This is a genomic window from Streptomyces sp. NPDC055239, assembly GCF_053606205.1.
On the sequence record NZ_JBSGRD010000014.1, the window covers coordinates 154,668 to 171,715 of the forward strand.

Sequence of the window (17,048 nt, forward strand, 5' to 3'; positions counted from 1 at the left end):
CTTCGGTCCGACTTCCCATAAAGCCCGGGTGTTACGCCGCTCCCTCGCCGGAGCGGCGTGCAGCCGAGGCCCCGCCGGAGCGGCGTATCGCCGTGGTCCAGCCGAGGGCCAGCCACGCCGTCGCGATGGCGCACACCCCGCCCCAGCCCCAGTGGGTGAAGGCGCTCCCGGCCAGGGCCGAGGCTCCGGCGCCGCTCGCGAAACCGGCCACCACATAGGCGGTGTTGGCGGTGGCGGGCAGGCTGGTGGTGGTCAGGGCCAGGGTCTGGTTGGCGACATGGCTCGCCACCAGGGCGGCGTGGATCAGGATCCCGGCCGCGCACAGCGCCCACAACTGCCGCCCGCCAAGCCAGAACAGCGGCAGGCAGACCGCCGCCCCGACGTACGCGGTCGCCGTGACCCGTGCCGCCCCGAACCGGTCGACGAACCCGCCGGCCAGCGGGGCGACCGCGGTCGCGGAGAGCCCGAGGAGGCCGAAGAGTCCGGCGGCTCCGGTCGACATGCTGTACGTACCGCTCGTGAGGAGCACGGCGAGCGAGGTCCACACCGCGCTCCACGCTCCGTACATCCCGCCCTGGCGCAGGCAGGCGCGGCGCAGCTCCGGCGAGTCCTTCAGGACCCGGGGCAGCCGGGCGAGACCGGCAAGGGCCGGACCCGTGTGGCGCGGCCGGTCGTCGGCGGGCAGCAGAGCGGCGGTGGTGAGGCCGAGTATCAGGGTCAGCACGGCAGCGCCCACGAAAACGACGCGCCAGCCGTGGGCCTGGCCCACGAGCCCGCCGAGCACCCGCGCGGCGACAACTCCCGCGAAGAGTCCCGCGATCACGGCCGCCACATGCCGGGCACGACGGTCGGCGGGCGCGCGCTCGGCGACCAGCGGCACCAGAAGCTGAGGTATGACGCTCGCCGCCGCGGCGACGAACAGGGCGCAGGCGAGCGCGACGGAGCCCGAACAGACCGAGGCCGCCGCCAGGGCCAGGGTCGCGGCGACCGAGAGTATGCCGACGAGGCGGCGGCGGTTCGCCGTGTCACCCAGCGGGGCGAAGAACAGCAGCCCGGCGGCGTACCCGAGAAGAGACACCGAGGCGAGCCAGGCCAGGTCGGAGGGCTGGGTGCCGAAGTCGTGCGCCATGAGGGGGAGCAGGGGAGCTGCCAGATAGATGTTGGCGGCGGTCACCGCCGTGCAGATCGCCACGACGGCGAGGAGCACGCCGGGCCGGACGGCGCGCCCGGGCGGCGCGGCCCCGGTGCCCTTCGGGGGCGCGGCGGTCCGGCTTCTGATGGCTGAGGGTGTGGGCGGCATGAGAGGCAGGACTCCTTGCGTGGATACGTAAGGCAACGTGCGTGGAGACGTAAGACAACGCCCGGTCCGACGAGGCAACCGGGGCAACTAACCAGTTGGTTGGAAGAAGTCTGCGCCCCCGATCGGCGCGATGTCAAGCAACCAACCAGTTGGTTACCCGAAGGGATTGGCTACCCTGTCCCCATGGCAGTGAGAGACCCCGAAGCCACCAAGGCCCGGATCTATGAGGCGGCGGTGGCCGAGTTCGCGCGGTACGGCATCGCGGGCGCCCGTATCGACCGCATCGCGAGCGAGGCGAAGGCGAACAAGCAGCTCATCTACGCCTATTTCGGCAACAAGGCGGAGCTGTTCACCCAGGTCCTCGGGGAACGGATGCTCGAGATGGCGAAGAGCCATCCCGTCGACGCCGACGACATGGACGGCTGGATGGACCGGCTGATGGACTACCACGCCGCTCACCCCGAGCTCCTGCGCCTGCTCTTCTGGGAGGGCATCGAGTACGGCACGGACGAGCTCCCCGACGAGCCGGAGCGGCAGAGCCACTACGACCACAAGGTCGCCGTGCTCACCGACGCCCAGGCCCGAGGCGTCATCAGCGACGAGATCCCCGCGCCCCACCTGATGTTCATGCTGGTCGCGCTGGCCGGCTGGTCGACGGCGGTTCCGCAGATGCGGCGGATCCTCGTCGGCGAGGGGGACGACGACCGGGAGCGGTTGCGCACCTCGATCAAGGCCGCGGTGCGCCGCATCACCGCCTGAGGAATCGGGCCCGCTTCGTGGAGGTCTGCACGGACCGGACCTGGCCCGTGTCGGTCAGTTCGTGCCGATCTTCGCCAGCAGATCCACGATGCGGCCCTGCACCTCGTCGCTCGTCGAGCGCTCCGCGAGGAACAGCACCGTCTCCCCCGCCGCGAGCCGCGGCAGTTCCGTCTGGTCGAAGGCGGCGGTGTAGACGACGAGCGGGGTGCGGTTCAACTGGCCGTTCGCGCGCAGCCAGTCGATGATTCCGGCCCTGCGGCGACGTACCTGCATCAGGTCCATCACCACCAGGTTCGGCCGCATCTGTGCCGCGAGCGTCACCGCGTCCGCGTCGCTCTCGGCCCGCGCGACCTGCATGCCACGCCGTTCGAGCGTCGCGGTCAGGGCGAGGGCGATCTCCTCGTGCTCCTCGATGAGCAGGACGCGGGGCGGGTGCTGCTCGCTGTCGCGGGGCGCGAGGGCCTTCAGGAGTACGGCGGGGTCGGCGCCGTACGCCGCTTCGCGCGTCGCCTGCCCGAGTCCCGCCGTGACGAGCACGGGGACCTCGGCGGCGACGGCGGCCGTGCGCAGCGACTGCAGAGCCGTACGCGTGATCGGGCCGGTCAGCGGGTCAACGAAGAGCGCCGCCGGGAACGCCGCGATCTGGGCGTCGACCTCCTCGCGGGAGTGCACGATCACGGGACGGTAGCCGCGGTCGCTGAGCGCCTGCTGCGTAGTGACGTCGGGTGCGGGCCAGACGAGGAGGCGGCGCGGGTTGTCCAGCGGCTCGGGCGGCAGTTCGTCGTCCATGGGCTGCGGCTGGGGCCGGTTGGAGACCTCGACCGCGCCGCCGGGACCGTCCAGCGGCTCCGGACCCTCGTCGGCGTCCTCGTCCGGTGCGCCGATCGCGTACGCGCGGCCCGTGCCCTCGGTGGAGGACCCGATCCGGGACTGCGGCTGGGCCTGAGCCGGAGCCTGGGCCTGGGCTTGGGTCTGAGGGTGCGGGCGGGCCGCGGCCTCGGGGCGGTCATCGCCCGCGGGATCCGGGGGAGTCGACAGCCTGCGCCGGCGCCCGGAGCCGCTGACGGAGCCGCCGAGGGTGTGGGACTGCGACTGCCCCGTGGCTGCGGCCGCGGGCTGCGTCGATGCCTGCTCCGGTGCCTGCTCAGGCAGCGGGCCTGCGGCGGGCTGCTGGGGCTGGGGCTGCTGCGTCTGAGGGGCCTGCTGGGCCGGAGATGCCTGCGGGGGCTGCGGTGCCTGCGGGATCTGCGGCGACTGTGTCGCCCCCGTCGAGGCCTGGCCGCCCTGCGGCAGCCCGAGCCGACGCTGCTGCTGCTCGGCGATCTGCTGGCCGAACGGCACACCCTGCCCGAGCGTGCGCACGCTGATCGCGCGCCCCTGCGTCGAGTTCGGGTCGCCTGGCGCGGCCTCGGCGGGCAGCGGCTGCGAGGCCCGGGCCTCGGCCCCGCGCTCCGGCGGGAGTGCGACGCCCCTGCTGGGCGTGTGGACGCCTCGCGCAGGAGTGCCTTCGGCGTACGTGGTGGCCTGCGAGGGAACACCGGCGGGGGGCGTCCCTTGTGCGTCCTCCGCCGCGTCGGAAGCTGCGGGAGTTCCAGGAGTACCAGGAGCAGCAGGCGCCTCAGGAGCCCCTGGCGCTCCCGGCGCTGAGTGAGACCGCCGGTGGCCCGTCGGCGCCTGGGCCGGGTGAGGCTGCGGCGGGGTGTGGTCGTCGTCGGGGTGGCGCAGAGCGGCTTCGTGCTGCTGCTGACCCGCGTCGTCCTGGTCCGCGGATGCGTCCTGGTCCGCGGATGCGGGCGGCAGAGCGAAGACGCGCCCACTGGGAGCCTCCTCGGCGGCGGCCCGCTCCTTGGCGGCGGCCAGCGCACGGCGGCGCCGTCCGGTCGGCCGGGCCGAGGCCTCGCCCGCGTCACCGGCGACAGCCACAGCAGTCCCTGCCCCGGAACCACCGGCCCCGGAACCACCGGCGGCAGAAGGCAGCGCGGGCGGCAACGCCAGCTGCTCATCGTTCCGACGGGCCCGCTGCCCGGAAGGGGCAGGTGCCACGGCCCCCGCGCGAACCGGCACGCCCTGCGGCGGCACCGTCTGCCCCAGAGTCGCCGACCCGGCAGCGGCGTGTTCGGCAGCGGTCACCACGGAGCCCACAGAGCCCACGGAACCCACGGACGCCACAGAGGAACCTACGGAGCCCGTAGCGCCCGTAGAGCCCTCCGCGGCGCTGGGCCGCCCACGACGCCGCCCCGTACCACTGGAAGCCTGCGAACCCTCGCCCCGTGCGGCCTGTGCGCCCTGCGTGGGCGCCTCCGGAACAACAGGCACATCGATCGATCCCGTGGCCTCAGCGGCAGCCTGCGCCTCAGCGGTGGCCTCCGCCGCACGGCGCCCACGACGCCGCCCGGTCCCACTGGGCGAAACCCCACCGGAAACCCCACCGGAAACACCGTTCTCGCTCCCGGCAGCAGCACCCCCTGAAGACCCGCCCCCGGAATCCGAACCCGAACCCGAACCCGAACCCGATTCCGGACCCGAACTCTCAAGGAAGGAGTCCACCGAAGGCCCAGCAGCCCGCCGGGCCCGCCGCCGCCCGCCACCCGTGGCAGGCGAAGCCTGCTCAGGCACGACGACAGAAGAACCTACTTCTGGGGCACCCTCAGGGGCACCGACAACCGCCCCGCTCCCTGTACCGATCGGTACTTCAAGAACGTACGCGTTGCCGCTCATCCCCGGCACCTCATGCGTCTGCAGCACGCCGCCGTGCGCCCGCACGATGCCCCGGACGATCGGCTCGTGCACCGGGTCTCCCCCGGCGTACGGCCCCCGCACCTCGATACGGACGACCTCACCGCGCTGAGCGGCGGCGACGACCACGGTCGAGTCCACGTAGCCACCGGCCTGCACGGCCGAGGGGTTCACACCGGCGCGGGCGTTGCCCGTGGCGTCGATGCCGGCCACGTCGGCGACCAGGTGGGCGAGAGCCGTGGCAAGGCGCCCCGGGTCGACCTCGACCTCTATCGGCGGCGCGTGCACCGCGAACTGTGCGCGTCCGGGCCCGATCAGCTCGACCGCGCCCTCCACACCACTGGCGACGACGGCGTCGAGCATGACCTTCACGCGGGAGAGCTGTTCCGTGCCCGAGTCGAGCAACTGGAAGCCCAGGACGTTGTCGACCAGGGTCGTGATGCGCGCGTACCCGGCCGAAAGATGATGAAGTACCTGATTCGCCTCGGGCCACAACTGCCCGGCGTCATCGGCGGCCAGAGCCGACAGCTCGCGCCGCAGCTCGTCGAGCGGACCCCGCAGGGAGGAACCGAGCACGGCGAGCAGCTGCTCGTGCCGCGCGGCCAGAGCGTCGTACCGCGCCTTCTCGCTCTCGGCCAGCTCCTCGAACCGGTCCTTCTCGCGCTCGGCGAGCGCCGCGTACCGCTCCTGTTCGGCGGCGATCTCCTCCGCACGCTCCTCGGCGGCGGCGGCCAGTTCCGCGGTGTGCCGCTCGGTGGCGGCCCGCAGTTCCTCCGCGCGCCGGTCGGTCGCGGCCTGCATCTCCTCGGCGTGCTGCGCGATCGCGGCCTCGTGCTCCTCGGCCAGCGCGTCGTAGGGACGCCGGTCGGTGAACGTCATGACCGCGCCGACGAGCTGATCCCCGTCCCGCACCGGCGCCGTCGTCAGGTCGACAGCGACCCGGTCACCGCTCTTGGACCACAGGACCTGACCGCGTACCCGGTGCTTGCGTCCGGAGCGGAGCGTGTCCGCGAGAGGGGACTCCTCGTAGGGGAAGGGCTCGCCGTCGGCGCGCGAGTGGAGCACCAGGTGGTGGAGTTCCTGCCCGCCCAGGTCGCTGGCCCGGAAGCCCAGTATCTGCGCGGCGGCCGGGTTGACGAGGACGACCCGTCCTTCGGTGTCCGTTCCGACGACGCCTTCGGCCGCGGCGCGCAGGATCATCTCGGTCTGCCGCTGGGAGCGCGCGAGTTCGGCCTCGGTGTCCACGGCGCCCGAAAGGTCGCGTACGACGAGCATGAGCAACTCGTCGCCGGTGTAGCCGTAATTGTCGTACGCGTCCCGGATGTCCTCGAGGTTCGAGCTGGTGACCTCGACGGGGAACTCGCTGCCGTCCGTGCGCCGCGCCATCATCCGCGTCGGCTTGGTCCGCCCGCGCTCGTCGATGGATTCGGGCCTGCGCATCGATCCGGGAATGAGCCGGGAGTCGAACTCCGGCAACAGATCGAGGAGCCCACGTCCCACGAGGGCGGTGCCCGGCGTCTCGAACGCCTCGAGCGCGATCGCGTTCGCGTTCACGACGGTCCCGTTGGCGTTCACGAGGACCAGCGCGTCCGGGAGCGCGTCGAGTATGGCTGCGAGGCGAGCAGCGCCTCGGGATGGCCTGCTGCTCACGACGACGCTTCCTCCCTGGTTACTGCTGCTTGCCGACTCGTCCAGGCCATCTTGCCCCGCGGCCCGCGGCGTGTCACGGGAGGGAGTCTACGGGGAGCGGTTGTGCGAGCGACGCCGGATGAGAGGGAGGTCGCACGCAGAAGATGTGAGGCTTCCGTACCCCCTGGTCACGACGAGGTGGTGAGAGGGCTGATTCGGACGGGGCCGGGAAGAGGCCCCGGCGGTGGCCAAAAACGGATGGTCCAAGGCTGGTCCGGACCACCCTTGAACCAGTCTCGGACCGGCCTCGGAGCATTCTCGTACCAGCCCCGGACTTGGTTCGGAGCTAGGCAGTGGCCTCGGGCAGCACCGGGACGAGCCTGTCCCACCGGGAGATCTCGCACCCATTACTGCGGTTGTACGTCGCGTCGACGGGTCGGCCGTGCCAGGTCCCGGTGATGTGCGCGGTGGCGGGGCCGCCGTACTGCATGGTGCAGATCGCGTCGGCGGGCGTGGGCGCGAAGGTGTCGCTGCCCCACCGGCCCTGGTCCAGCTTTCCGCACGCGTCCTCCGCCTGCGGGTGCGTGCCGCCCGTCGGGTGACATTCCAGCTCGTACGTTCCGTCCCGCCCGTCCCCGGCCTTGGTGACCTCCACCGTGAGGCGGTCAGGGGTCGACTTGGTGAACGGCGTCGACAGGTGGAGGGGGCCCATGTCGGCGTGGGCGACGGCGGGCGCGGCGGACAGCGCGGCGGCGGCCGCGGCGGCGGTGAGGACGAGACGGCGCAGCATGACGGGGCTCCACGGGGTGCGGGATACCGGGTACGCGAACACGTACGGGGTCTACCGCGTCTAACGCCGTTGACGCCGCGACGTTGCGGGCCGCGGAAGACGCTTTGCTCTGCGGGCCGCCCGACTAGTACCTTGGAATCCGCGATTGGTGACACGCCGCCTGGCTGTGTCATCATCTGCACGCACCCCTCGCGTTCGCGCAGGTGTGCAAGCTGGAGGCGTCGCCTAGTCCGGTCTATGGCGCCGCACTGCTAATGCGGTTTGGGACTCAAATCCCATCGAGGGTTCAAATCCCTCCGCCTCCGCTGCAAGATCCCGAAGCCCCGGTCCACTGGACCGGGGCTTCGGTCGTGAGTGCGGGTCGTGAGTACAGGTCGTCAGTGGCTCGCTTGAGGCCTGTTTGCGGCTGTTTCCCCAGCTCAGACGGGGCGGGGGAAACGGATTTCGCCTCACGGCGCAGGTCATGTAATGTTGTTCTCGCAACGCCGACCGGGGAGAAAAACCCCGGGAGGAAGAGCAACACAACAGAAGAAACAAGCACTCGTAGCTTAACGGATAGAGCATCTGACTACGGATCAGAAGGTTGCAGGTTCGAATCCTGCCGAGTGCACACAGATCAAAGGCCCCGCCGGTTCGCCCGGCGGGGCCTTTGGCGTCAGTGGGCACACTCAGCGGCTCAGGCTCAGGCGCTTCCGTCGGCGACTTTGGCGGTCAGTTCTTTCTACTCATGTTCTGCGGGGGCCAGTTCGTAGCCGGCTTCCTCGACCGCGGCGCGCACGTCAGCGACGTGGAGAGCCCTGTCGCTGGTCACGGCGATGGTTCCGTTGTCGACGTCCACCGCCACGGCGGTGACGCCGGCGACGCGTCGAAGTTCCTCGGTGATGAAGCCCGCGCAGTGCCCGCAGGCCATTCCGTTCACTGTGAAGGTGCTCTCGGTCATGCCGGTGCCTCCAGCCGCGATGGCGGCACGTCGCCCGCGGGGAGGGTGCGGGTGAGCATGTGCGCCTGGCGCAATCGCCCGTCCTGCGCGAACTGCCCGAAGTAGTAGACCTCGATGGCGAGGCTCTTCCCGCGGTTCTGGACGTGGAGGGTGTAGCGGGCGGCGATCCGGTCTCCGCTCGCTTGGGCTTCGTGCACCTCTGTGCGGTTGCCGGGTTTGTTCTTGCGCACCGGGCGTGTGTGCGCGATGAGCTTGTCCCGGTCCATCCGGTGCCCGTCTGCGAACTGGACGACGTCCGGCGTGTGATAGCGATCGAAGATCGACGCCGGGTCCTCGTCGTCGCGCACGAGTTCATTGTGGAACGACGTGATGAAGTCGGAGATGAACTGCTTGGGGTCGGTGCCGAAGGGGCTCATGGCGCTCCCGTCATGCTGTGGCCTCACAGGCGAACTCTTACAACGCGTAAGATTTGCAGAGTCCGTAAATTTTGACAAGGTGTAAAAGATGACGTCACCTCAGATCCCTCCCCGTCGCGTCGACGCCCGCCGCAGCAGGGCCTCCGTCCTGGATGCCGCGATCCGGCTGCTGAACGCCGAGCCCGACGCCAGCATGGAAGGCATCGCCAGGGCCGCTGGTGTGACGCGCCAGACCGTCTACGCCCACTTCCCCTCACGGGGGCGGCTGCTCACGGCAGTTCTGGATCGAGTGACGGAGGAAGCCGTCGCCGCGATGGACGCCGTCGACCTTGATGCCGGGTCTGCCGCGGGCGCGCTGCTGCGCCTGCTCGACGCCACCGCCCGCACCGTCGGGCGCTACCCCGGACTGCTCCAGAGGATCGACCCGCTGCCCGTGAGCCCAGCGGACGATCACGAACGCCACGCGCCGGTCGCCGAGCGGCTCAAGCGAGTGATCCAACGCGGCCAGGAGGAGGGTGAGTTCGACAGTCGCCTTTCACCGGACTGGCTGGTCGCGGTCACCATCAAGCTCGGTCACGCCGCGGGGAGCGAGGTCGATGCCGGCCGGATGTCCGAGGTGGAGGCAGCGGAGACACTCCGCATCAGCCTGCTGCGCGTACTGGGTGCGGCTGCGCCCTGATGCACTCGGCGCCGGGGCAGGGTCATATTTTGCCGTCCCGGAGCGATCAGACTTTTCGCGGTACCCGTGAGTTCAGGGGAGTGGGCGAGGGCGGCGGGTGGATCCGCTCCCGTGTGTGGGGCGGGGCGGGCGAACGGGGGTACGGGCCGTGCGAACTGGTCGTATGTCCCACGGATCTCGGGGAGAAGGCGAACGAGGGCCGCGTCCGGTTTGTGGTTGGTGGTGGCTCTTGGTGCCTTCGCGCTCTTGCGCGCTTTTAGGCCTTTCGCGTCCCGAAAGTGCCGCAACGGTACCGCTCTGCGTGGTCGCGCGGTTGCGTAGAGCACACGAAGGGTTGGCGAACCGCTCGCCACACGCATCCCCGAGGGACTGAGATGACTAGCGAAGCACGGGCAGTTCTTGTCCGGACGACCGAGGAACAGAGCACAGATGGCGTACTGACCGACGGCGTACTCACGGATGACGTACTGACCGATGACGTACTGAACGATGACGTACTGACGGATGACGTACTGGGCGAAGGCGTGCTCAGGGTCGGCGCTCTGGACGGGTACGAGTTGCCGCCCGGGTCCATGACCTACCCGCCGTGCCAGTGCCCACAGCACAGAGCGGCCCAGGTCCGGGAGGACATCGACGGCGTGCTCAGCGCCCGGGGCCGTGAGGTCGGTGAACGCGGTACGGGCGAGCGGCCGTAACCCGGTCAGCTGCCCGCGTGGCGAGCTGCGCCGTGCTGCCCGAGCCGAGCCGTGCCCGATCATCGCGGCTCTGGATCGATGGCGCACGTCGAGCGCACGCCGGTAGCCCCTGCCCGACTGCCCTTGTGTGACGGCGGTCGGCGGATGGATGGCACCACCGATGCACCGACCGACAATGAAGGAGTGTGCGGCAGTGTCCGCAACGCTGGTACGGCCCGTCCCGGAGGTCGTGGCGCGGCGAGCCCGCGAGATCCTCGCGGTCGTCGAGGCTGATCGCGAGTTCGATCGCCTGCGCACGGCGTGCGCGAAGTACGACGAGGACTGGCAGTGCTTCATGGGGTACGCCCTGGTGGACGGGTTCGACGTCGCGAAGGACACCGAGCCCCTGTTCCCCGAGGCCATACGCGCCATGGCGATCAAGTCGGCCATCTACGAGATGACCGACCAGAACGAAGAAGCCGCCGAGATCCCCGTGGCGGTCCCCGTGGACGAGATGATCCACGCGCTCGCCGCTCAGTTCACCGTGCTCAGCCGCATCCAGCGCCGCACGGGTGTCACGTTCGTGCACGCCACCGACCGTGAGGCCATCGGGGCGTGGGATCACGGCGACTACACCCACCAGGTCTACCGGGCGGCGTGGGGACGGTTGAACGAGCGCTACTGGTTCGGCAAGGACGAGACCGCCAGGCGCAAGGCGGTCGTCACCGCGAAGTACAGCCCGATCGGCATCTTCGACGGTGGCCGCCGTTTCGCTCCCGGGTTCGCCACAGCGAGCTAGGAGCGCCAGTTGAAGGCACGGCGCAGTGCCAAGGTCGCGTCGACCTCCGGAAAGGTCCGCCGGATCTCGCGGTCCGCCAGGTCGATCAACCGCTCCAGCGCACCAGGAGCTGCGCCGTGCACCAATTCACGCAGGTACACGTCGAGTTCGGCTACGTCGTCGGGCAGCGCGACGTCTGTCAGCAGGGCCACACCGTCCGTCTTGTACGGCGCGGGCGGTATCCCCACCTTCTCCGGGTGCACGCAGACGGGCACGCCTCGCTGTGTGTACCGGTGGCCGTCCTGCGGATCGAACGGGAAGTCGTGCGAGGGGCGTTCGGCCACATCGAACTCGCCGAGCGGGAAGCGGCGTGAAGGACAGATGCCGCACGCGCGGTGGCCGTCACCGGAGACGAAAGCCTCGACCATGCACAGAGGGTAGCGTGTCGGACACAGTTCATTCGGGCGCAGTCGATTCAGGGCTGTTCTTCTCCGCGGCACGTCGGCACGTCGGCACGTCGGCAGGGCCCGGCCCTGCCAGTTCGGGCCGGGCCCTGTCGCCCCGTCAGGCCGACGTCTTGACCGGCGATGCCGCCGCCCGGGACTGCTCCCGTACGACGCGGCGCGGCCGGGTCGGCATCCCGAACGTCGGGTTGGCGACGGCCCAGGCCGCGCCCTTGCAGATCAACTCCTTGTAGACGGCGGCGAGTCGTCCCGTCAGGGCTGCCCGTACGGCACGGTCGTCGGCGGTGACGTACTGGATCAGGCCCTCCTTGCGGCCGAGCGAGATGCACTGGTTGAAGTAGCGCATCGGCGTGTTCGGGGTCTTTCCGCCGGTCAGGCGCGCCGTGATGGCTTCGGCGGCCTGCCATGCCATGGGGGTGCCCGTGGCGCACGACATGCGCAGCGGCTTGTCGCCGGGGCCCATGGCCATGGCCGCGTCGCCGATGGCGTACACGTCAGGGTGCGACACCGAGCGCATGGTCCGGTCGACCACGATCTGACCGGTGTCGGTGACGTCCAGGGCGGTGGCCCGTGCGATCGGGTGGACCGCGAAGCCGGTGGTCCACACGGTGACCGCGGCCGGGATGGACCTGCCGTCCGTGGTGGTCACGTGGTCGGCCCGCACCGCGGCGACGGATGCCTGCTCGTGCACGGTGATGCCGAGCTTGGCGAAGACCTTCCGCGCGTGTCCGCGGCCCTTGGGCGAGAGCCAGTCGCCGAATCCGCCGCGGGCGGCGAGGGCGACGTCGAGGTCAGGGCGGGCTTCGGCGATCTCGGTCGCGGCCTCCAGGCCGGTGAGGCCGCCGCCGACGACGGTCACGGTCTCTCCGGCGCCCAGGCCGGCCAGGCGCTCGCGCAGACGGAGCGCTCCGGGGCGGCTCGCGATCTCGTGGGCGTGCTCGGTGGTGCCGGGCACGCCCTGGGCGTTCCAGCCGCTGCCGAGGGCGTAGAAGAGGGTGTCGTACTCCAGCTTCTCGGTGCCGTCGTCCGTGTCGCCCAGGCCGACGACGGTGACCGTCTTGCTGTCCACGTCCACGCCGGTGACCTTCGCGAGCCTCAGCTCGACGCCGGTGCCCGCGAACATCTCGTCGAAGGGCCGGGGCTTGAGGTTCTGGCCGACGGTCAGCTGGTGCATCCGAACCCGCTCGACGAAGTCGGGCTCGGCGTTGACGAGGGTGATGGCCACGTCTTCGCGGTGCAGCCGCTTGGCAAGGCGCCCTGCGGCGATGGCTCCGGTGTATCCGGCTCCGATGACGACGATGCGATGCGTGCGGTGCGTGCCGTGCTGCATTTTCTGGCTCCTGTCGTACATCAGCTCTTCAGCGGGTTCGCCCCTTGAACCGGGCAGCCCGCCGTTTCCTGACAGGAACCTGATGTGAAGCACCTCACATCAGAGAGATCGGAGACATCGGGGTCAGAACGCGGCGTCCAGCAGGGGCTCCCCGTGGTCCGTCGCCGCCCACTGCCGGCTCGCGCGGGCCAGCTTGTCGGGGTTCACCTGGTTGCGGAACGCGGTGATGCCCTCGGCGGTGATCTCCAGGCACATCACGCCGACGACCCGGCCGTCGAAGACCGCCACGAGGGCGGGGGCGCCGTTGGCGGCCGTGAGGTGGACCTCGGGCGAGCCGCCGACGTGGGCGCGCTTGGCCCCGCTCGGCTTGAACAGGCCCCGCATGAACTTCGCGACCGCGACTGCGCCCTCGAACGCCTTGGCGCGGGCCGGGATCTTCCCGCCGCCGTCACCGATCGCGACGGCGTCCTCGGTGAGCAGCCGTACGAGCGGCTCGGTCCGGCCGCTGGTGGCGGCCGCGAGGAACTCCTCGACGATCCGCCGGGCGGCAGCTCCGTCGATCTCGGTGCGCGTCTTGCCGTCCGCGACGTGCTTCTTGGCCCGGTGGAAGAGCTGCTGGCCCGCGGACTCGGTGATGTCGAGGATCTCCGCGATCTCCCGGTGCGGGTAGCCGAAGGCCTCCCGCAGCACGTACACCACCCGTTCGTCCGGTGAGAGGCGCTCCATGAGGGTGAGGACCGCGTACGAGAGGGATTCGCGCTGCTCGGCGGTGTCGGCGGGGCCGAGCATCGGGTCCCCGGCGAGCAGCGGCTCGGGCAGCCACTGGCCCACATAGGTCTCGCGCCGGGCGCGCGCCGAGGTGAGCTGGTTGAGGCAGAGGTTGGTGAGGACCTTCGTCAGCCAGGCCTCGGGGACCTTGACGCGGTCGACGTCGGCGGCCTGCCAGCGCAGGAACGTGTCCTGTACGGCGTCCTCGGCGTCGCTCGCGGAGCCGAGGAGGCGGTAGGCGATGGCCTCCAGGCGGGGCCTGGCCGCCTCGAACCGGTCCACGTCGTTCACGGTCAGAGCCATGGTCCGGATCCTAACTCCGGGTCTTGGGATCCCCCCCCGGATGCGACCCGGATGCGACCCGGACGTGACCCCGGATGCGACCCCGGACGCGCTCCCGGACGCGCCCCCGTTGTGATCGTCGGCACAGCTGAAGCATTGGCCAGCGGAGTCACTTATTCCGCACATAGCGTGATCAACGACCAAGTAAGTCCTGCTTAACGGAGGATCAATGCGCAAGTTGTATACGGGGAAGCGCAAGCTCGCGGTCGTGGGGACGCTGACGGCGATTGCCATCGGCGTGCCGGCGGTAGGGGCGGTCGCGGCGGAGATCAGCGGGAGCAGGCTTCCGTTTTCCATAGCCACCGCGGGCAGCAAGGAGGACGGTGACCGCTGGAAGGGCAAGAGCAGCGGTCACGCCAAGGTCTGTGGCGATGTGCCGGTGAACGACACCAGGACGTTCAGCGCGTACATATACCAGGACAAGAGCTTCCGCCCCGACCCGAAGATCACCAGCACGTCCCGCAGCTACAAGCAGGCGTACGGCTGCGGTTCGTACAAGGGCACCAGCACGGGTGGCAAGTACTACACCAAGGCCACTTGGGCCGGGATCTCCGGCAGCCGGGCCTACGGTTACGTGAACGCCCAGAACTGATCAGGAATCACGTGACCACTAGCAAGAGCGCCGCCGCGTCCGGCTCCCAGCCGGTCGCGGCGGTCGCGGCGGTGACCGTCCAGTACGGCTCCACGATCGCCCTCGACGACGTATCCCTCGAATTCCCCTCCGGGGTCACCGGGCTGCTCGGCCCCAACGGGGCGGGGAAGAGCACCCTGTTGTCCCTCCTGAGCACGGCGCGCAGACCCAAGTCCGGGGCGGTCACCCTCCTCGGCGACGAGGCGCCGGGGCGGGCTCGGGTACAGCGGATCCGGCAGCGGATCGGGGTTCTTCCGCAGTCCTTCGGCTTCTATCCCCGTTTCACCGTCCTGGAGTTCACCGAGTACGCGGCCTGGCTGCGCAAGGTGCCCGCCGCCCGGCGGCGCGAACGGGCCCGTGACGCGCTGCGCCTCGTGCAGATGGAGAAGCACGCCGACCGCAGGATGGGCGCCCTGTCCGGCGGAATGCTGCGCCGGGTCGGGATCGCCCAGGCCATGGTCAACGAACCGTCCCTGGTGCTCCTCGACGAACCGACCGTCGGCCTCGACCCGGCCCAGCGGGTCGGATTCCGCGGTCTCATCCAGGAGTTGGGCGAACGGTCCGCCGTGGTGATGAGCACCCACCTCGCCGAGGACGTCGCCCATGTGTGCGACCGGGTCGCCGTCCTCCTCGACGGGTCGGTCCGCTTCACGGGAACGGTCGCCGAACTCTGCGCGCTCCCGGGCGGGGGCGCGGCAGGCACGGGAGACACAGGAGACACGGCAGCCACGGCAGGCAAGGAAGTCGACGGAAGCGCCGTGGAAGCCGGGTATCTGCATCTGGCCGGTACGGAAGCGGTGGCGACCTGATGCGTGTGCTGCTGACCGAGATGCGGCGCGGCGAGGCCAAGTGGGCCGCCGCGCTCATGGGCGCGATCGGCGTGTACTACTTCACCGCCGACAGCCCGGCCGAGAGCGACTGGATCGGCTGGTGGACCCAGACCAGCCTCCAGGTCCAGCTCTACTCGGTGATCGTGATGGGCTCGGTGATGAGCGCCGCGGCCGCCTGGGGAGCGGGCCGCGCCTTCCGGCACCGGACCAGGGTCTGGGCCGACACCGCGGCCCGTGGCGGCTGGGCGCAGGCGCTGCTGCTGTGGCTCGCGGTGTGGCTGTGGTCCCTGCTCGCCTACGCCGTACTCGTGGCCGTCGCGTTCTCGCGGACCGCGGGCGTCAGCGACGTCAGCGAGCCCGCCTGGACGCCGCTGCTGCTCGGGGCCGGGATGATGGGCCTGGAGATCGCCGTGGGGGTGGCGATCGGTTCGGCGCTGCCGTCCCGCGTGGTCGCTCCCTTCGCCGGGATCTTCTGGTACGGCCTCTTCGTCTTCGTCGCGTTCGTCCCTGACACCCCGCTGGACAAACTGTTCCCGGCGATAGACGAGTTCTGGAGCTCGGAGTTCGAGCCGAACACGGCGCGCATGCTGATCGCCTTCGCCTGGTGTCTGGCCCTCGGGCTGCTCCTGACCGCCCTGCCCGCGCTGCGGCGCCGGGCGTCGCTCACCCCGCGGCCCCTCGCCCTCGGAGCGCTCGTGCTGGCCGCCGTCGTGGCGGGCGGCGCGCTGGTGGCCTTCCGTACGCCGACGCCCGACTCGTACTGGGCGGTGCGCAAGGCCCAGCCGGCGCGGCAGCTCTGCGCCGAGAGCGGCCGTACGAAGGTGTGCCTGTGGCCGGAGGACCGCCATCTGCTGCCCAAGGCCCGTGCCGCGGTGAAGACGGTCGACACGCGGCTCGGCTCCTTGAAGGGGCTCAACCGCGACTTCTACGCGAGCGGCCTGAAGCGGCCCGAGGGGCGCGGTGCGGAGCTGTCCCTGATGACGCCCGCGGAGACGGAGGCCGACCTGACCGACGCCCTGTTCGCCGCCGCACTCCCGCAGCCCAAGTCGTCCGACTGCGAAGCCCACCTGCTCAAGGAGACCGGCGGCTACCCCGACACGTTCCTCTTCGAAGCCGTCATCCGCGCCCGCGCCGGAGCGGCCGGCGAGTACTACGGCGAGAAGTTCGGCCACGCCCTCGCCCGGGTCACCGGTGCCCCGGCCGCCGAGCAGGACGCGTGGATCGAGGCCGCGGCCGCCGACATCCGAGCCTGCCGCCCCGTTCCGAAGCTCCCGGAGCCGCCGCGGTGACCCCTGTGCGGAGCCTTCAGCGGAGCCTGCAAGCGGCCCGGAGTCCGCAGGTGAGGGCCGCGATCGCCTTCGTACGCTGTCGTGGGTTGCCGCGGGCCACGGGCGTCGCGCTGCTGATCGCCCTGGCGGCGACCGCGTTCGCGGGGCAGCGGGTGGCGGTGCCGGAGTTCCGCTACCTGGTCGATTTCAGCGTGCCGGTGGCCGAGGTCGTGCCGCTCGCTCATGCGGTGGTCCTCGCCACCACGCTGTTCTCGCCGATGGCGGACCTGGAGCAGACCGCGGCCCAGCCGATGAGCCGCCTGCGGGGCGGGTACCTGGTGGTGCTGCTCGTCCTGGCTCTCGGCCTGAGCGCGCTGCCGCTGCTCACCGGCGCGACCGCGGAGGTGTTCGGCTCGGCGGCCCGCAATGTCGTCGGCTATCTCGGCCTCGGCATGATCAGTGCCCGCCTCTTCGGCAGTGGGCTCGCCTGGCTGTTGCCTCTCGGCATGTTCGGGCCCACGCTGCTGCTCGGCGTGGACAGCGACAACACGCCGGAGCCGTGGGCCTGGTCGCTGCACGCGTCTTCCAGTACGTCGGCGGCTGTCGTGGCCGTGCTGCTGTGGCTGGCCGGCGCGACCGCCGCCGCCACGGGCAGGCCTCGGCAGACGGAGCGGGCGGAGCAGTAGAAGAGAGCAGCAGGGGAGAGCAGCAGGG

General features: G+C 70.7%; 16 protein-coding genes and 2 tRNA genes. 10 read left to right on the plus strand and 8 right to left on the minus strand.

The genetic code is table 11. The features are described from left to right. Positions 1-31 precede the first annotated feature (31 nt). A complete protein-coding gene (locus tag ACWFRJ_RS35500) occupies positions 32-1,300 on the minus strand; it encodes an MFS transporter (protein WP_453540577.1) in 1,269 nt (422 codons plus the stop codon). A gap of 183 nt (positions 1,301-1,483) precedes the next feature. Here ACWFRJ_RS35500 and ACWFRJ_RS35505 point away from each other — a divergent pair, with 183 nt between their 5' ends. Further along, positions 1,484-2,059, plus strand: a complete 576-nt coding sequence (locus ACWFRJ_RS35505; protein ID WP_453540580.1) for a TetR family transcriptional regulator — start codon at positions 1,484-1,486, stop codon at positions 2,057-2,059. A gap of 54 nt (positions 2,060-2,113) precedes the next feature. Here the strand turns inward: ACWFRJ_RS35505 and ACWFRJ_RS35510 are convergent, their stop codons facing one another. Together ACWFRJ_RS35510 and ACWFRJ_RS35515 are read right to left on the minus strand one after the other, a co-directional pair. Next, positions 2,114-6,445, minus strand: a complete 4,332-nt coding sequence (locus ACWFRJ_RS35510) for a PAS domain-containing protein (protein ID WP_453540583.1) — start codon at positions 6,443-6,445, stop codon at positions 2,114-2,116. Positions 6,446-6,770: 325 nt separating this feature from the next. Then, complete coding sequence (locus tag ACWFRJ_RS35515) at positions 6,771-7,214, minus strand: SSI family serine proteinase inhibitor (protein ID WP_453540586.1); 444 nt, start codon at positions 7,212-7,214, stop codon at positions 6,771-6,773. Between the two features lie 214 nt (positions 7,215-7,428). Here ACWFRJ_RS35515 and ACWFRJ_RS35520 point away from each other — a divergent pair. Both ACWFRJ_RS35520 and ACWFRJ_RS35525 read left to right on the plus strand, forming a co-directional pair. Then, positions 7,429-7,519 (plus strand) — tRNA-Ser (locus ACWFRJ_RS35520). A gap of 232 nt (positions 7,520-7,751) precedes the next feature. Next, positions 7,752-7,824: transfer RNA gene (locus ACWFRJ_RS35525), tRNA-Arg, on the plus strand. 111 nt (positions 7,825-7,935) lie between these two features. On the opposite strand, the gene ACWFRJ_RS35530 is transcribed toward ACWFRJ_RS35525, so the two are convergent. Both ACWFRJ_RS35530 and ACWFRJ_RS35535 read right to left on the minus strand, forming a co-directional pair. Continuing rightward, the gene (locus tag ACWFRJ_RS35530) at positions 7,936-8,154 is read right to left on the minus strand and encodes a heavy-metal-associated domain-containing protein (protein WP_453540589.1); all 219 of its coding nucleotides are present in this window, start codon (positions 8,152-8,154) and stop codon (positions 7,936-7,938) included. Beyond that, positions 8,151-8,570: a nuclear transport factor 2 family protein gene (locus tag ACWFRJ_RS35535; RefSeq protein ID WP_453540592.1), complete on the minus strand. Its 420-nt coding sequence runs from the start codon at positions 8,568-8,570 to the stop codon at positions 8,151-8,153. Before ACWFRJ_RS35535 ends, ACWFRJ_RS35530 begins: the two co-directional genes overlap by 4 nt. A gap of 88 nt (positions 8,571-8,658) precedes the next feature. Between ACWFRJ_RS35535 and ACWFRJ_RS35540 the strand changes: the two genes are divergently transcribed. The 3 genes from ACWFRJ_RS35540 to ACWFRJ_RS35550 all read left to right on the plus strand — a co-directional run bounded on the left by ACWFRJ_RS35540 (position 8,659) and on the right by ACWFRJ_RS35550 (position 10,722). Continuing rightward, positions 8,659-9,249: a TetR/AcrR family transcriptional regulator gene (locus ACWFRJ_RS35540; RefSeq protein ID WP_453540595.1), complete on the plus strand. Its 591-nt coding sequence runs from the start codon at positions 8,659-8,661 to the stop codon at positions 9,247-9,249. 374 nt (positions 9,250-9,623) lie between these two features. Next, positions 9,624-9,944, plus strand: a complete 321-nt coding sequence (locus tag ACWFRJ_RS35545) for a hypothetical protein (protein WP_453540598.1) — start codon at positions 9,624-9,626, stop codon at positions 9,942-9,944. 193 nt (positions 9,945-10,137) lie between these two features. Next, positions 10,138-10,722, plus strand: a complete 585-nt coding sequence (locus ACWFRJ_RS35550; protein ID WP_453540601.1) for a hypothetical protein — start codon at positions 10,138-10,140, stop codon at positions 10,720-10,722. Here the strand turns inward: ACWFRJ_RS35550 and ACWFRJ_RS35555 are convergent. From ACWFRJ_RS35555 to sigJ, 3 genes are all read right to left on the minus strand, one after another. Continuing rightward, positions 10,719-11,129 (minus strand): hypothetical protein, encoded by a 411-nt coding sequence (locus ACWFRJ_RS35555; protein ID WP_453540604.1) that lies wholly within the window; start codon positions 11,127-11,129, stop codon positions 10,719-10,721. The two genes, ACWFRJ_RS35550 and ACWFRJ_RS35555, sit on opposite strands and share 4 nt — an antisense overlap. Before the next feature lie 136 nt (positions 11,130-11,265). After that, positions 11,266-12,495 (minus strand): NAD(P)/FAD-dependent oxidoreductase, encoded by a 1,230-nt coding sequence (locus ACWFRJ_RS35560; protein ID WP_453540607.1) that lies wholly within the window; start codon positions 12,493-12,495, stop codon positions 11,266-11,268. A 123-nt stretch (positions 12,496-12,618) separates the two neighbouring features. Continuing rightward, positions 12,619-13,566: an RNA polymerase sigma factor SigJ gene (gene sigJ / locus ACWFRJ_RS35565; RefSeq protein WP_453540610.1), complete on the minus strand. Its 948-nt coding sequence runs from the start codon at positions 13,564-13,566 to the stop codon at positions 12,619-12,621. Positions 13,567-13,774: 208 nt separating this feature from the next. Between sigJ and ACWFRJ_RS35570 the strand changes: the two genes are divergently transcribed. The 4 genes from ACWFRJ_RS35570 (at position 13,775) to ACWFRJ_RS35585 (ending at position 17,020) form a co-directional block, all read left to right on the plus strand. Further along, complete coding sequence (locus ACWFRJ_RS35570; protein ID WP_453540612.1) at positions 13,775-14,197, plus strand: hypothetical protein; 423 nt, start codon at positions 13,775-13,777, stop codon at positions 14,195-14,197. Positions 14,198-14,208: 11 nt separating this feature from the next. Further along, entirely contained in the window at positions 14,209-15,045 is an 837-nt protein-coding gene (locus ACWFRJ_RS35575) for an ATP-binding cassette domain-containing protein (RefSeq protein ID WP_453540615.1), read from the plus strand. Beyond that, positions 15,045-16,355 (plus strand): DUF7224 domain-containing protein, encoded by a 1,311-nt coding sequence (locus ACWFRJ_RS35580; protein WP_453540618.1) that lies wholly within the window; start codon positions 15,045-15,047, stop codon positions 16,353-16,355. Before ACWFRJ_RS35575 ends, ACWFRJ_RS35580 begins: the two co-directional genes overlap by 1 nt. Before the next feature lie 86 nt (positions 16,356-16,441). After that, positions 16,442-17,020: a hypothetical protein gene (locus tag ACWFRJ_RS35585; protein ID WP_453540621.1), complete on the plus strand. Its 579-nt coding sequence runs from the start codon at positions 16,442-16,444 to the stop codon at positions 17,018-17,020. Positions 17,021-17,048 lie beyond the last annotated feature (28 nt).

What these genes read in the sequence shown, in the direction of transcription:
- ACWFRJ_RS35540 (WP_453540595.1), top strand. Translation starts at nt 8,659, where the DNA reads ATGACGTCACCTCAGATCCCTCCCCGTCGCGTCGACGCCCGCCGCAGC.
- sigJ (WP_453540610.1), bottom strand. Translation starts at nt 13,566, where the DNA reads ATGGCTCTGACCGTGAACGACGTGGACCGGTTCGAGGCGGCCAGGCCC.
- ACWFRJ_RS35580 (WP_453540618.1), top strand. Translation starts at nt 15,045, where the DNA reads ATGCGTGTGCTGCTGACCGAGATGCGGCGCGGCGAGGCCAAGTGGGCC.
- ACWFRJ_RS35505 (WP_453540580.1), top strand. Translation starts at nt 1,484, where the DNA reads ATGGCAGTGAGAGACCCCGAAGCCACCAAGGCCCGGATCTATGAGGCG.
- ACWFRJ_RS35545 (WP_453540598.1), top strand. Translation starts at nt 9,624, where the DNA reads ATGACTAGCGAAGCACGGGCAGTTCTTGTCCGGACGACCGAGGAACAG.
- ACWFRJ_RS35560 (WP_453540607.1), bottom strand. Translation starts at nt 12,495, where the DNA reads ATGCAGCACGGCACGCACCGCACGCATCGCATCGTCGTCATCGGAGCC.
- ACWFRJ_RS35570 (WP_453540612.1), top strand. Translation starts at nt 13,775, where the DNA reads ATGCGCAAGTTGTATACGGGGAAGCGCAAGCTCGCGGTCGTGGGGACG.
- ACWFRJ_RS35530 (WP_453540589.1), bottom strand. Translation starts at nt 8,154, where the DNA reads ATGACCGAGAGCACCTTCACAGTGAACGGAATGGCCTGCGGGCACTGC.
- ACWFRJ_RS35500 (WP_453540577.1), bottom strand. Translation starts at nt 1,300, where the DNA reads ATGCCGCCCACACCCTCAGCCATCAGAAGCCGGACCGCCGCGCCCCCG.
- ACWFRJ_RS35515 (WP_453540586.1), bottom strand. Translation starts at nt 7,214, where the DNA reads ATGCTGCGCCGTCTCGTCCTCACCGCCGCCGCGGCCGCCGCCGCGCTG.
- ACWFRJ_RS35555 (WP_453540604.1), bottom strand. Translation starts at nt 11,129, where the DNA reads ATGGTCGAGGCTTTCGTCTCCGGTGACGGCCACCGCGCGTGCGGCATC.
- ACWFRJ_RS35535 (WP_453540592.1), bottom strand. Translation starts at nt 8,570, where the DNA reads ATGAGCCCCTTCGGCACCGACCCCAAGCAGTTCATCTCCGACTTCATC.